The sequence below is a fragment of the Siminovitchia sediminis genome (assembly GCF_042680885.1).
In the GTDB taxonomy this organism is placed as follows: Bacteria; Bacillota; Bacilli; order Bacillales; family Bacillaceae_C; genus Siminovitchia; species Siminovitchia sediminis.
Genome location: NZ_JBHUEO010000006.1, coordinates 1 through 12,838, shown reverse-complemented (window position 1 = coordinate 12,838; position 12,838 = coordinate 1). Strand labels below are relative to the sequence as shown.

Sequence of the window (12,838 nt, the reverse complement as noted above, 5' to 3'; positions counted from 1 at the left end):
TTACCCCTGCTTATGAATTAATTATAGTAAGAAATTAACGTGTTAACTTCAGCAAGTTCATCTCCGGCGGATTAAACAACCGAAATTCTAGAAAAGAAATGGCATCACTGCTTCCCAATCCAGCACTTACATAATGAAATGTCGTTTTATATTTCCACAGCCCTTTTACGCGATCTTGAGGAGGATAGAAGCTGTTTGGCTCATACCAAGGTTCGGGGATATAAAGGGCGCCGACAAAAGGAAGACGAATTTGTCCACCATGGTAATGGCCGGATAAAATGAGATCAAAATTCCTCCACTCTGTATTTGGATCCGATTGAATATAATCCACTCGTGGCTCTGCTATTGGAAAATGATTTAAAGCTACCGTGACATCTGAAGAGACTATGTCTTCAATGTTTTTGGTTTTATCCCACAAGCCCCCCTGATAATCCAGGTATTTATCATGCCGATGGTAACTTGGACGATATGTACCATTCACTCTGCCAATATATTCAGGGTTAGTTATGATTGCCCATTCAAAATTAATAAAGTGTATTTTAGCTTTATCAACTTCCAAGGTTTCTATTGTTTCTAAGAATTGAACTCCTCTTTTTTCCATTCCTCTGATAAATTCACTTTTTTCAAATACAGGGGCCGTCTGATAGCTCGGAGGATCTGAGTTTCCATAGACAAACAATGCTAATTCTTTATTATGAATTCCTTCTATAAGCGAATAAAAATACTCATAATTATCACTTTCCGCTCCATCTAACATGTCTCCAGTAAAAACAATCGCATCATATTCAAGTGAATTAATCTGTTCAATAAGCCGTTTGTTATTTTTTCCAAACTCTTTTTCATGCAAGTCGGAAATTTGAAGAATAGAAAAACCTTGCAGTTGCTCAGGGAGATGGTCTAACACGATATTTTCCTTCCTTACTACAATACGATTGTTATCCCATAATATATAGATGACCAGTCCAATAAGTATTAACAACATCATCAGCATCATCTTTTTCACAAAGTAATCAACCTTTTAAACAGATTAGCCAGCCGGACATTGTATTCGTCTGACTGACTTTTCAAGAGATAAAATCTTGTATATCCTTTCACTCCCAATTCCTAATTGCCAACCGATACTTTATTAACTGCTTCTATTGTTTCTATCCATGCTTGTAAAGCCAAACTTTCCGGCAGTTCCACGTCATCAAATGTAATCATTTCCCCTTCAGCAATCCCTTTTTTCAACACTGCATTTACAAGCAGACCGATAGGCACATGATGAGGATTAGCTTTGATATCCACAGCTTCCCCTCTAACCTGGAAGCTTCCGATACCTTTATCAATTTTCTCACCTATTTTCAACGCCCTCTTTGCAATAGCTGCAACGCTTACAGTAGGATTTACACTATTATTTAACAGGATTTTCTCTTCGTTTATTACTCTTCTGATCGTTTTCATCACTTCCAGGTGGCAGAGATGAAAGTTTTGTAGAATGGTATAATATGGACCTTCCCCCATTTTAAAATATCTGAGGGCATCTTTTTGGCGGACATCATGCTCAGCAGTGATGAAAACCCCTGGAGGCGCTTTTGGTGCTACAACAAATTCGCAAATAGGGTACCCTGCCTTTTTTGCTTCTTCAGCCAAATGAGCGCCTGCTTTATTAATATCATCCGAACTGGGTGCCAATAGACCGTCAACGGCAATTCCGACACCCAATCCATTAGCCACCAAAGCCTGTTCAACCTGAACTTTTGTCCCGTCTGTAAAAGAAGTCGTCATATCAAGACGTACACCATTTTTATTGGACCAATATTTCATGTCTTCCATACTAGGATCTGTATTCAAAAACCCTTTAATATTTCCGTATACCAATGGCTTGAACCCCATGGCAGTTACATTTTCATGTAATGATGCCAAACATCCAGGCTGGTCGCCTTCAGCTTCTGTTATAAAGCCCCTCTTGGCAAAATATGAACCCGTCGTCACTTGTAATTCTGCGTTCATAGTTATGACAGGTATGGTCGCTTTGATGGCTCGGTCAATCACTTCGGTACCATAAATCACATCACCTGTACATTCAACCATCACGTCAATATGTTCAAAAAAATCATCAGCGGAATTGGTGAGGACATCCTGGAAAGGATATTCACCCATACTGTTCAGATCCCTTCGGGTTAATACCTTAGCCAATTCAATATCTTGCTGTTTTACAACTTCTATCGCAATGCCCTTACCAATTAAACCCGTTCCTACAATACCTATTCTTGTTCTATGATTCACAATTTTACCTCCAGTTTATCAGCTTAAAAGATTATTTTTGCCATTATTTAAGGCTATCCATAGGCAGTGTAAAAATATCCTCATATTTGTTTTCCTTAACCAAGCCAGGGGATTGAATAATCCGCTTATACCAGTGTAAAGTGATCGTTTGATCTGTTTTCTCCAGCCTTCCATTAACAAGCTTCTGATAAATTTGGGAGGCACCGTCCGCTGCAGTATATTTAGCTTTCCAACTTAACATTCTTTCTGCTTTATCAAAATTCACTCGGTACGAACGGTGATCAGGATCACCATACCATTCAATGTCCACAGAAATTGGCAATGCATTCGCGATCTCTTTTGCCAAGCCTTCTAACTGGTAATTATTCCTGTTGGAACCCACATTGATAATTTCTTTATTTACAACATGAGCGTCTGCCTCAAGCAATAAAAGCATCACATCTGTCGTATCTTCCACATGCACCATGGGCCGCCACTGCGAACCATCACGCATAAGCGGAATGACTCCATTTTTCCATGCACCATAAGCCATTCCGTTGATTGCCAAATCAAATCTCATTCTCGGAGAATAGCCATATACTGTCGCCTGCCTCATGACAACAACTGTAAATTGCTCATCTGCCAACACGAGAGAACCTTGCTCAGCTCTCTCATTGGCTTTTGCATAAATAGTCAATGGGTTAGTTGCTGCCGTTTCATCCACTATAATATCTTTATCCTGAAATCCATAAATACTGCAGGACGATGGCAGAATATAGCGACCTACCCCCATTTTCTTTGCTAAAGAAGCTGTATTTACCCGTGCAACATGATTGATTTCAAATGTAATTTCTTGAAATAATTCTCCACTGGGATCATTGGATATGGCCACTAAATCTATCACAGCATCAATACCAATAAAATGTTCTTCTTTTAAAAGCCGGCAATCCTCATTTACAATTGTCAACATTGGATGAGGCTTCAGTTTATCCATCCCAAAAAAGAAACGATCTACTGCTGTTACTGCATACCCTTTATCCAATAATTTAGGTACAAGAACGCTTCCTATATACCCTCCTGCACCTGTAACAAGAATACTTTTCATATTTCCCTCCACTTTATAAAAATTGAATGATACTTACACAAAATTACAAAAGCGCTGCATCTGCTTTATACTGAAAATGAATCTCCGCATCTTTTAATAGCGGCTGTTTTTGATCCTTATCGGATAGAATTGGTGCACTAACAGGCCAATCTATGGAAAGAACCGGATCATTCCATAAAATCCCTCGATCATTTTCAGCTGAATAGTAGGCATCCACTTTATATTGAACATGGGTATTTACTGTTAATGTGCAAAATCCGTGAGCAAAACCCTTGGGAACGAGAAGCATACGATGATTTTTTGCGCTCAACGTTACCCCGACCCATTTTCCATAGGTAGGGGAACCTTTCCGGATATCTACTGCAACATCAAAGATAGCTCCAGTGATCACTCGTACCAGTTTCGTCTGAGCATATGGACCAAGTTGGTAGTGAAGACCGCGAATTACGTTTTTTTCCAGTGATAAGGAGTGATTATCTTGAACAAAATCATAACCTAATCCATGCCCCTTAAATTTTTTAGCGTGATAGCTCTCCATGAAAAAACCCCGATGATCTTGAAACACTGTTGGTTCAATTACCTTTACCTCTTTTAACTCTGTGTCAAAAACATTCATTACCTGTTCCCCCTAGTTCACTAAAACTTCCATATCCATTTTGTTTGTGTTCATTTCTACTAAACGAAGTAAATATTTCCCATATTCACTTTTCTTTAAAGGCTCTGCAAGTTCTAGTAGTTGCCTAGCGGAAATATACCCACGATTAAATGCAATTTCTTCCAGGCAGGCTACTTTAAGCAAGGTACGTTTTTCTATAATCTCAATAAATTGAGAGGCTTCCAGCAAGGATTCGTGAGTACCTGTATCCAGCCAGGCAAAACCTCTTCCTAATAATTCCACATGTAATTGACCTCTATTTACGTACTCTTTCAAGATATCCGTAATCTCCAATTCACCGCGTTGAGATGGTTCAACTGCTTTGGCAATATCAACTACTTGATTATCAAAAAAATATAAGCCCGTAATAGCAAAGTTGGACTTTGGCTGGATTGGCTTTTCTTCAATGGATAATACTTTTCTGTTTTTATCAAATTCAACAACACCAAATCTCTCCGGATCGTTTACATTGTAGCCAAAGATGGTTGCTCCACTTAACTGCTTACTTACTCGCTCAAGAAGAGAGATGAATTCATGGCCATAAAAAACATTGTCACCTAATATTAAGGAAACATCATCGCTGCCGATAAAATTCTCACCAATCATAAATGCCTCGGCTAACCCACGCGGTTCCTCCTGAATGGCATACGAAAGACGGATTCCAAACTCTGAGCCATCTCCTAATAATTGTTCAAACCTTGGAACATCCGTTGGTGTAGAAATGATGAGGACATCTCTAATACCGGCTAACATGAGAACCGATAACGGATAGTAAATCATCGGCTTATCATAAACCGGCAATAGTTGCTTTGATATCGACCTTGTCAAAGGATATAATCTTGTTCCGCTTCCTCCAGCTAAGATAATCCCTTTCATCATTAATCCCCCTTAGCTAACCAAAAAAGCATCTATCACATAAATAGATACTTTTTCTTGTTTACATATTTGATTGCGTTTTTTTATTTCCAGCTTCCTTTACAAATTCAAAAAGATTGGGACTGATGCTAAAAAGAACACACATCAACTTTTGCTTCCAGCTAAGTTCTTTATGTTGCAATAGGTGAAAACAGCTCTTGTCAAATGTCCGTTTGAGTTGTTTTAATTCATGATCGATCCCTTTTAATGAAGACTTAGCTGTATAGTAGTACCAAAAAAAAGTATCCATATAATGTTTGAGTGCTTTTTGGTGTAATTCATGTTCTTTTTTCTTCCTAAAAAAGACTTCCCTGTTTTTAAGAGCATAAATTCTGCCAAATTTCTTTATGCTAAATGGAGAATTGATTTGGCTGCCCTTTCTTTGAACATAGTAATATAACTCAGAACGAACGTAGATAATTTTGTTACTAGTATAAAATAGATGATGTGCTACTGTTTCGTCATCATATATATTTCCGACTTCATATTGTAAGTTTTCGAATAAATCCCTTTTGTATAATTTATTCCATGGATAAATAAAGGTAGCATCGTTTGTATTTAAGTAATAGTAGTTTAACGCTTCAATGTTATTAAACTGTTGTACTTTATATTGTGTATGAAAGTTTTCAATATCAATAAGTTCACCTTCATTAACCTTACAGACTTCACATATTGCAATATCAGAATCATATTTCAATAAATTTTTGTATAATATTTCAAACATGTTTTTGTTAATACAATCATCGTTATCAACAAAACCGATATATCTGCCTTTGGCTGCTGCCAGCCCCGCATTTCTTGAGGACGCAACCCCACCATTTTCCTTATGAATAACTTTTACCCTCAAATCTTTTTCTGCATATTTTTCACAGAGTTCTCCACTTTGATCTGTTGACCCGTCATTGACAAGAATTAATTCGAAGTTTTTAAATGTTTGGGCCAATATGGATTCGACACATCTGGGTAATAGGTTTTCAAGGTTATATACAGGAACAATAATGCTAATCTCTATAGTTCTCATCATCCACCTCTTTAAAAATTATGCTGTTTTTTTAGAACTAATTAAGATTTGTTTGTTTTTGACATAGCCGGCAAGGATTCTTCCAATTTTTATGCTTGGTTTTTCTATTAAAAACCAAGCAACTGCCGATACCCCTATAATAATGGGAAAAGCTAATATACTGATCACCCAGAGCGGAAGTACCTCATGCAGCACGTATATCAAAACCAATATTACCGGCAAGTGATATAAATAAAGGCTATAGGAGATCTTTCCAAAAAACACGATTGGCTTAGCCATAAGAAATTTTTGTACTCGAGAAGAACCCATAGCACTGATCATAAACCCAAGCGCTCCTATTGCCACACCATACTCTAAAATGATAAAGAAATAGGTAGAAATGATTCCAAAACCTGTAATTTCGTATACTTTTCCAATTACAAGTTCAGAGAAGTTATATACAAGGTATGAAGCGATTAAAATTAACCATTTAAAGGAGTAATTTAACTCCTTGTAAACATCTATAATTACCTTTCTATGCTTTGCAAGCAAACCTCCCAAAATAAAGAGAGAAATATAGTGAATGGAATGGAAATAAGTTAGATAGTTTCCATTTGAATCCTGAAAGGTAAATATATTATTAAGTCCTGATATACCTGATAAGCACATGCACATGATCAAGTTGACTTTCCAATTTAAACGCAAAATAAGTAGTACAATAAACGGAAAAATCAATGATATTCTTAATTCATGAATCAAGGACCAAATCACCCCATTGAACGCATTAGAGTGAATATTACCCAAAAAATAAAGATGCTCTATAATAAGGTCTTTGCTTACAGCTGTTATCCAAAGCATGTTTTCATAGCTGCCAACATCAGGTTGTTCTTGATAGAATATTTGTGAAAGTACGATTGCGAGAGCAATACCAAATATATAAGGGACATATATTCTAAAAAATCTTTTGATCACATAGGGAAAATAGTCAACTCCTTTTTTCTTTAAGAAAGGCAAAGAAAGAACAAAACCGCTTAACACAAAAAATAACATCACTGCACCATGGCCATAATTGATCCCGGTCCACCTAAACACACCTAGTACAAGGATCGGTAACCCCATCGCTGATAGCGGTAAATGATTCATTACTACTGTCAAAGCTGCCAGCCCACGCAATGAATCTAATTGTTCAATTCGTTTATTCATTCTTAAAGACCCCTTTATTTAGATTGGAGATTAGAGAATATTACTGCCATTCATGCTGATCGTTATTAAAACTGCTGATTCCCTGTAGTTTCATCTCAAGGTTCCTCTGAATTACAAGCTATGTTCATTAAATAACCGATTGTCTTTGCTTTCTATCCATACTCTCCAACATACCCTCATGGATTCTAAACACAACATCACAGTTTTCAATCGTACTTAACCGATGGGCAATAATAATGAGGGTTTTTTCCCCCTTCAAACCGTCTATCGCTCTCATGATTTCCTTTTCCGTTTCACTATCCAAAGCAGAGGTAGCTTCATCCATAAACAATATTTCCGGGTTATGATACAATGCTCTTGCTATCCCAATCCGTTGCCGCTGTCCCCCTGAAAGCCTTACACCGCGTTCACCTACGGTAGTTTCAAGCTGATCCGGAAGGCTTTTGACAAATTCTTTTAATTGTGCCTGATCTAAAGCCCTCCACACTTCTTCATCATCAATTCGATCTTCGGAAACTCCGAAAGCTACATTTCCCCGGATGGTATCATCTGACAGAAAAATAGATTGCGGGATATAACCGATTTTTCTCTGCCACACATTCTTTTGTTCTTCCAAGCTGCGTCCATCAATAAGTATCTCGCCGCTTTCAGGTTTAAATAATCCAAGGATAATGTCTACAATCGTTGTTTTTCCTGCTCCGGACTCACCTATAAAAGCTGCTGATTGTCCGATGGGAATTGTTAAGGATATATCTTGCACTGCATAAATAGTTTGGCCTGGATATTTAAATGACACGTTTTTTAAACTTATAGAATCAGTAAATGTTCTTTTTCCATTATGGACATGATCCAATTTGAGATCAGAATCACTATTCTTACCTTGATTGAGATCCTTTATATCAAAGATGTCCTCATAGACAACTGCTAACGCCGGTTCGCTTACCCGGATCGCAGTAATCATGGCAACCACCCGATTTATGGAGGGCATCAACCTGAAGGCGGCCATTGCAAATAATGCCATTGTTGAAATTAGTTGTGATGCACCGGTTCCTTGAAAAATAATAACCAACATTGTAATTAACACAACAGAAACTAATAATGTTTCAATAAATAATCTTGGTACTTGATCCAGCATTTTTAAATATCTGCTATTACCTGCCTTAATTAAACTTTGCTTTGTATAGGCATCAACAAAAAATTTTTCCTTTCCAGACACTTTTACTTCTTTGCTCGCTCCCAGTCCTTGATTTACCCATTTAATCAAGGTTCCGCTCACGATTTGCTGTTCTTTCCCCAAGTGGCTGATTTTTTTTCGAAATAACTTAAAAAACAATAAAACACTTCCACCCAGAAGAATGGAAGCTGTTAAGGTTGCTAAAGGCGCTGTTATCACCAATAAAACAGAAATACAAATAATCACCAGAATTTCTGTGAACAATTGGAAGCCGGATATAATAATTCCTTGAAATACCTTGGGAACTTCTGAATTAACATTTCGAAGCAGGTCCGCCGTATTACGCTGTAAATGGAAGGTGTATGGTTTTGTTAGATATTCTTGAAAAAGCCTTCGGGACAATTTCACCTGCTGATTTAATATGACCCGGTATTGTGCGTAATAAAAAAGCAATAGGTAAACATTCTTAATAAGAAAAATAACAAGCAATGTACCTACAGCAAACACCATAAAAATGGTCGGGGATTGAAAATCAAAAAAATTATAGACGTATGAAAGGATAGCCTGTTCCTGAATAACATCGGGGTTCGTAATAATACCTACCAAAGGTACAATTAACCCTATTCCTGCTGTTTCCAAAACCGCGGCAATGATCATCATAAGGAATAGAATGACTAATTTTCTTTTCTCTCTTTTATTAAACAATAATAGTAATTTTCGAATAGATTCTTTCAAACCTTTTCACACCTTTTATATGACTTGGTTTATCTGTTTATGAACTCTCACTTCTGGTTTTAATGCTTGTAAAGCCAGATTTAACCTAAACTTTTCTTGTTGTATTTGATGATCTAAAAGAAGTTTGATTTTACCATACAACTGATCGATGTCAGTATTTACGATATATCCATTATGCCCATTGTCTATTTGTTCATAAGCTCCAGAGAAGTTTGTTGTTACAATCGGCTTCTGCAAGCATTTTGCTTCTGCCAATGTCAGACAATATCCCTCATGCCTCGAAGGTTGAACATATATATCTGACCGTAGGATATAAGGATAGGGATTTGTCTTTTCCCCCAATAAAAGGAAATTTTCTCGCATCTTATATTTGGCAATCAATCTTTCGTATTCTGTTCTGGCATTCCCTTCACCAATACAATACCACCTGACTTCATAACCTTCGCTTCTTAACTTAGCCAGAACCCTAATCGCTAAATCCTGGCCTTTCTCCAGGGACAATCTGCCTACAGTAACAATCCTGGTTCCCTGAAAGTCTTCGTCAAAATCAACGTGTTTTTTGGCTAAAGTTTTTATCAGGTCTTGTTGAACGTGATTTTTATATATGGCAGTTTTATTTTTAATATCAGGAATTGCTTTCACCAAACTTTGTTTAGCAGCAACTGATACAGTGTATACTTGATTAAAATCACCGTATAACTTTGCATATAGCTTCTTATTCACTTTGTGTTTAGATACATCAAAATGGACCCAAGAAATTTTCCGCTTAGCTTCCACCTTGTTTAAAATATAATAATCGATAATATCTGTTGGCCCTTGATAAGCAACAGCTACATCGTATCTCTCATCATTTTGGGGTATTTCTTTCATTACTGACTTGTAATATAGATACCTGTTATCAAAATGTTTAGATATGAAGTAAGTTGGAATAAAAGTGATCAGTTTTATGATCTTTTTATTATGTAATAAATCTTTAACGGTCTTCTGAGGAGGCTGCAGAATGACAGGCTTTATTTCTTTAAACCAGTTGGCTTCTTCCACTCGTACCCATGTTGGAATAAATTCAAGAAACCCGCCTTTCTTTTCCAAAAGCAAAACGGTTACTTCATATTCTTCTTTTGAAAGAGCAGACAGGAGTGAAAGCAATGATTTCTCTACTCCTCCTACATTCATACTTGTCAGCATGAACAGAACCTTTTTCTTCATCAGGCTTCCCTCAATTCGATCTTATAAAGTAAATTACTCAAGACAAGAATTCAGTTAACTTTCGGAGATTTCCGCATTTTGAAGCTTCCTTTGCTGCCTTCTGTAAATTGGACTTTAACTTATTCCTTAAACAATCGTTTTCTATGATTCTGCATACTGATTCAAACAATGCGTCCTCATTAAACAAGGTTATAATTCCAGTTTCTTCATTCGTAATCTGTTCAGCTGCACCAGTAAAGTTTGTTGTGATAATCGGGTTATCAAAGCATCGCGCCTCTGCCAAAGTAATACAATATCCTTCATGCCTGGAGGTCTGGACATAAAGATCGCACTGTTTCATATATGGATATGGATTGGATTTGGAGCCAAGAAGCACCAGGTCCTCTTCTAATTGATATTCTTTTATAATTTGTTCATATTTGCGCCGCGCACTACCCTCACCAATGCAGTACCACCTTACACGGAACCCTGCTTCTTTTAGCCTGGCTAAAACAGGAATAATTATATCCTGCCCTTTTTCTTTGCTTAGTCTGCCTACGGTCAGAATTCTGAAGCCGTCAAACTCATCTTCAAAGCCTTTTCCGCTCTCGGCCAGTTTCTGTATTTTTTCTGATGAAATGGCATTTGGAAATTCGAAGGTTTTTTCTTTAATATACGGCAGTTTTTTAAGCAGCTTTTTTTTTCCCTCCTTGGAAACAGTAAAGATTTGATCATAATGTTTGTAATGTTTTTTGGCAAACTGTAAATTAAATCCAATTTTGCATATATCAAAATGAATCCATTGAATTTTTTTTTCAGCATTCACTTTATGTACGATAAAATAGCTTATGAAGTCCATTGGACCAGCATAAGCTACTGCAATTTCGTACTTTTTCGCTATAGGAGGGTGTTCACGCAAGGCGTATTTATAGAGTACAGTTTGTTCTTTCCTGAGCTTCGAGATGAAATAAAGAACTGCCATGATCGATGCTTTCATGAAATTTCCTTTTTTAACAAATTTTAATGATGTCCTATGTATAGGGTTATGAATCAACCCTTTGATCTTGTCGTATCCATCCAGATATTCAACTTTTACATCCTTTGGAATTGAACCTAGAAAGCCGCCATATCTTTCTAGCATAAGGATCGTAATATCAAACTGATCCCGGGGCAACTCTTCTAGCATATTCAGCAAAGCCTTTTCTGTACCCCCGATGTTCATGTTAATCAACATGAATAAGATACTTTTCTTTTTCATTCGGCACATCACTTCCCCGATATGAATCTATTAACCGGTAAAACTTATCAATTTCCTCTATATTTCCTTTTTTTTCTGAACGGAGATATTTCCTAATATTATTTCTCAGTCGGGTATCCTCGATCAAACGAAGGATTCCTTCATAAACTGCTTTTGACTCCATATCCACTACCAGCCCATTTTTCTCGTTAATCATTTGATTATATACAGCATCAAACCTGGTTGTGACAACAGGCTTGTTAAGAATGCGGGCTTCAGCAATAGCAAGACCAAACCCTTCGAACCGTGAAGTTTGAACGTAAATGTCAGCATCTTGAATATATGGATATGGATTTGGTTTTACTCCCAATAAAATAAAATGATCTTCTAGGCTGTAAAGATTTATTTTTTTTCTGAGTTCTTGTTCCAGAGGACCTTTTCCCAGTGCATACCACCTGAAGTGTATTCCCTTTTCCACAAGCATCTTACAAGCTTCTATTGCAAAGTCATACCCCTTTTGATTCGCCAGCCTTCCTATTGTCAAAATACGTATACCTGTAAATTGATCATCATAGCTTTCTCCTATTTTTGCCATATCAGAGATGAGTCTTGGGTGATTAATATCATAAATAACACTCATTTTCTCTGAAAAATCCGGAAATGTTTCTGTAAAAACCTCCTTGGCAGATTCAGAAACAGCAACAATTCGCTCAAATTGTTCGTAAAAATAATTTTGGAAAATTATATCTTCCTCTTGCAGACGATAACTGACATTAACCCAGGCAAACTTTTTTTTTGCTTTGACCTTTTCAGCTACATAAAATGTAGGAATACCCTGCGCATAGGCAATAGCCACATCATATGTTTTTGGGTGCACCTTTATTACTTTAGCCGTACTTTGCCAGAAAATCTTTGCCTTTTGTGGATTGCTGTATCGATTTCTCCGAATAGCCAGGGAGTATTTCATCCTGGCTGCCAATAAATCAACATTTAAATTTCTTATTGAATCTATCAAGGCATCTTTGGCTGTTAACTTTGAAAATTTTGTATATTCAAGCGGCGGCAGAATGTTGACCTCTATCGGTACCAATTCTTCCAGTGCCCCCCCATGACCAAAGAGCATTAAATCTACTTGGTATTTATGATAATCCAACATAGATAACAATGTGACTAAGCTTTTTTCCGCTCCGGCACATTCCAGGGAATCTATAACAAATAGAAGATTTTTTTTCATTCTGTCACCTTCCAATTTCACTTCGTATTGTCAAAACTTTTATATTAAATAGGCTATAGAATGTCTTTATAGCGGGCTTTATAAGCAAAAAAATTGCCACCCCCTGAATTCTAAGGATAATTGAAGTTACTACACACCCAAAAACCTA

Annotated in this window: 11 protein-coding genes; all 11 read right to left on the bottom strand. The window is 36.9% G+C overall.

What is annotated here, in order from left to right; all coding sequences use genetic code 11:
- Window positions 1–34 precede the first annotated feature (34 nt).
- The 11 genes from ACFSCZ_RS04205 to ACFSCZ_RS04155 all read right to left on the bottom strand — a co-directional run bounded on the left by ACFSCZ_RS04205 (window position 35) and on the right by ACFSCZ_RS04155 (window position 12,690).
- Window positions 35–994, bottom strand: a complete 960-nt coding sequence (locus tag ACFSCZ_RS04205) for a metallophosphoesterase (RefSeq protein ID WP_380772526.1) — start codon at window positions 992–994, stop codon at window positions 35–37.
- A 110-nt stretch (window positions 995–1,104) separates the two neighbouring features.
- Entirely contained in the window at window positions 1,105–2,268 is a 1,164-nt protein-coding gene (locus ACFSCZ_RS04200) for an SAF domain-containing protein (protein WP_380772509.1), read from the bottom strand.
- Between the two features lie 43 nt (window positions 2,269–2,311).
- Window positions 2,312–3,352 (bottom strand): NAD-dependent epimerase/dehydratase family protein, encoded by a 1,041-nt coding sequence (locus tag ACFSCZ_RS04195; RefSeq protein ID WP_380772508.1) that lies wholly within the window; start codon window positions 3,350–3,352, stop codon window positions 2,312–2,314.
- A gap of 43 nt (window positions 3,353–3,395) precedes the next feature.
- A complete protein-coding gene (gene rfbC / locus ACFSCZ_RS04190; protein WP_380772507.1) occupies window positions 3,396–3,968 on the bottom strand; it encodes a dTDP-4-dehydrorhamnose 3,5-epimerase in 573 nt (190 codons plus the stop codon).
- A gap of 12 nt (window positions 3,969–3,980) precedes the next feature.
- The gene (rfbA, locus tag ACFSCZ_RS04185; RefSeq protein WP_380772506.1) at window positions 3,981–4,883 is read right to left on the bottom strand and encodes a glucose-1-phosphate thymidylyltransferase RfbA; all 903 of its coding nucleotides are present in this window, start codon (window positions 4,881–4,883) and stop codon (window positions 3,981–3,983) included.
- Between the two features lie 61 nt (window positions 4,884–4,944).
- The gene (locus ACFSCZ_RS04180) at window positions 4,945–5,943 is read right to left on the bottom strand and encodes a glycosyltransferase family 2 protein (RefSeq protein ID WP_380772505.1); all 999 of its coding nucleotides are present in this window, start codon (window positions 5,941–5,943) and stop codon (window positions 4,945–4,947) included.
- Between the two features lie 18 nt (window positions 5,944–5,961).
- The gene (locus tag ACFSCZ_RS04175; RefSeq protein WP_380772504.1) at window positions 5,962–7,125 is read right to left on the bottom strand and encodes an acyltransferase family protein; all 1,164 of its coding nucleotides are present in this window, start codon (window positions 7,123–7,125) and stop codon (window positions 5,962–5,964) included.
- Window positions 7,126–7,252: 127 nt separating this feature from the next.
- Window positions 7,253–9,034: an ABC transporter ATP-binding protein gene (locus ACFSCZ_RS04170; RefSeq protein WP_380772503.1), complete on the bottom strand. Its 1,782-nt coding sequence runs from the start codon at window positions 9,032–9,034 to the stop codon at window positions 7,253–7,255.
- Window positions 9,035–9,049: 15 nt separating this feature from the next.
- Window positions 9,050–10,240, bottom strand: coding sequence for a glycosyltransferase (locus ACFSCZ_RS04165; RefSeq protein WP_380772501.1), 1,191 nt, complete (start codon window positions 10,238–10,240; stop codon window positions 9,050–9,052).
- A 37-nt stretch (window positions 10,241–10,277) separates the two neighbouring features.
- On the bottom strand, window positions 10,278–11,477 hold the full coding sequence (locus ACFSCZ_RS04160) for a glycosyltransferase (RefSeq protein ID WP_380772500.1): 1,200 nt from the start codon (window positions 11,475–11,477) through the stop codon (window positions 10,278–10,280).
- Entirely contained in the window at window positions 11,443–12,690 is a 1,248-nt protein-coding gene (locus ACFSCZ_RS04155; RefSeq protein ID WP_380772499.1) for a glycosyltransferase, read from the bottom strand. The genes ACFSCZ_RS04160 and ACFSCZ_RS04155 overlap by 35 nt, the downstream gene beginning before the upstream one ends.
- Window positions 12,691–12,838 lie beyond the last annotated feature (148 nt).

Excerpts from the sequence above, each read along its gene's own strand:
- ACFSCZ_RS04205 (WP_380772526.1), bottom strand. The coding sequence starts at position 994 with ATGATGCTGATGATGTTGTTAATACTTATTGGACTGGTCATCTATATA.
- ACFSCZ_RS04195 (WP_380772508.1), bottom strand. The coding sequence starts at position 3,352 with ATGAAAAGTATTCTTGTTACAGGTGCAGGAGGGTATATAGGAAGCGTT.
- rfbC (WP_380772507.1), bottom strand. The coding sequence starts at position 3,968 with ATGAATGTTTTTGACACAGAGTTAAAAGAGGTAAAGGTAATTGAACCA.
- rfbA (WP_380772506.1), bottom strand. The coding sequence starts at position 4,883 with ATGAAAGGGATTATCTTAGCTGGAGGAAGCGGAACAAGATTATATCCT.
- ACFSCZ_RS04180 (WP_380772505.1), bottom strand. The coding sequence starts at position 5,943 with ATGAGAACTATAGAGATTAGCATTATTGTTCCTGTATATAACCTTGAA.
- ACFSCZ_RS04175 (WP_380772504.1), bottom strand. The coding sequence starts at position 7,125 with ATGAATAAACGAATTGAACAATTAGATTCATTGCGTGGGCTGGCAGCT.
- ACFSCZ_RS04165 (WP_380772501.1), bottom strand. The coding sequence starts at position 10,240 with ATGAAGAAAAAGGTTCTGTTCATGCTGACAAGTATGAATGTAGGAGGA.
- ACFSCZ_RS04160 (WP_380772500.1), bottom strand. The coding sequence starts at position 11,477 with ATGAAAAAGAAAAGTATCTTATTCATGTTGATTAACATGAACATCGGG.
- ACFSCZ_RS04155 (WP_380772499.1), bottom strand. The coding sequence starts at position 12,690 with ATGAAAAAAAATCTTCTATTTGTTATAGATTCCCTGGAATGTGCCGGA.